The sequence below is a fragment of the Bradyrhizobium sp. SHOUNA76 genome (assembly GCF_023006445.1).
Lineage (GTDB): Bacteria > Pseudomonadota > Alphaproteobacteria > Rhizobiales > Xanthobacteraceae > Bradyrhizobium.
The window spans coordinates 1-1,361 of sequence record NZ_JALBHA010000896.1 but is presented as its reverse complement, the minus strand read 5'-3'; the positions used below and the strand labels follow the sequence as shown (position 1 = coordinate 1,361).

At 65.4% G+C, this 1,361-nt stretch carries 1 protein-coding gene and 1 pseudogene; one reads left to right on the top strand and one right to left on the bottom strand.

Features of this window, described 5'->3' with window-relative positions; genetic code table 11:
- The coding region (locus MOV74_RS38345) for a J domain-containing protein (protein WP_246932732.1) at positions 1–694 on the top strand (694 nt) is incomplete at its 5' end.
- 322 nt (positions 695–1,016) lie between these two features.
- On the opposite strand, the pseudogene MOV74_RS38340 reads toward MOV74_RS38345, so the two are convergent.
- Positions 1,017–1,361: pseudogene (locus MOV74_RS38340) on the bottom strand (anti-sigma factor); the annotation flags it as partial.

Genomic DNA, 1,361 nt, shown 5'->3' with positions numbered 1-1,361 from the left:
GGGTCCCGGCGGATTCGAGAGCTATACGTTCCGCTCCGGCGGCGGCCCTGGCCAGGGCGGCGGCGCATTCGAGGATATCCTCAACAGCATGTTCGGCGGCGGGATGCGTGGCGCCCGGCCTGGAGCCGGCAGTGCCGGGCAGTTCGAATTCGACACCGGCGGCGTCGGGCTCGATCTCGACGTGAATGTTGCCATGTCCGTCTCGCTGGAAGAGTCGGTCAAGGGTGGCGAGAAGCGCGTCCGGTTGCCGACGGGCAAGGAGCTCAACGTCAAGATTCCGGCCGGCGTCACCGAGGGCCAGCAGATCCGGCTCCGGGGACAAGGCGAGTCCGCGCAGGGCCATCCACCCGGCGATCTCCTGATCACCATCAGCATCGCGCCGCACGCCTACTTCAAGGTCGAGGGCGCCGACTTGCGCATCGACCTGCCGGTCACGCTCTACGAGGCGGTGCTCGGGGCCAAGGTCCGCGTGCCCACCCTCGGCAATGCCGTGGAGCTTTCGGTCCCGAAAAACACCTCCAGTGGCCGGACCTTCCGCCTCAAGGGCAAGGGCCTGCCGAAAGCCGGTGGAACCGGGGATCTCTTCGTCACCATCAGGATTATGCTACCGGACGGGAACGACGCCGCGCTTGAAGCATTGATGGAGAAGTGGCGGGACCAACACCCCTACAATCCACGTAGCGGACTCGGCTAGGGCGCTATCCGAGGCCAGCTCGACGCTCGGAGCATTCTCTTCCCGAAAGGATGATGCTCAACATACGCCTGAAGCGCGGCTCGCGCTTCGACGCTGACGTTTGTGACGTGTCGGCTGTCCGGCGGGGCAGCCGATAAAAGGGTGCGGCCTCGAGAGGGGGACCAGCGCGGTACCAAAAACCCCAATCGAGGCCGCCCGCGTCGATCGGCGGATCGAACGCTGCTCATTTTCGCGTGATCATCCGGTGCGATAATGAGACGCGCCGATGTCTTCATTCCAAATTTTCAATGACGGAATCGAGGCACCGCCTCTATGCGGTTGCTCAGGTGCCGTTTTTCTCGGCCTGATCGTAGACGGCCTGCGCCACCTTGGTAAGCCGGTCGCGATCACCGCCGCCGCTGACGACGTAGCCGACGCCGCGCTCGGCCCAGAACAGCGCGCCGTCCTTGTCCGTTCTGGCGTAACGCATTTGCGTCGCACCATTCTCGGTCTTGGCGGTGTAGATCGTGTAGCGCTCGCCCGAGGCGCCCTCATACATCAGGAACGACGCAGGGCCGCTCGGACCCGGCAAAAGCCGGCCGCCGACGAGCTTCAGCCCGCTGGCCTCCAGGTTCGGCGCGAACACGGTCCAGCCGCAGCGCCGGGTCAGCCAGGCCTGGAGGTGGTC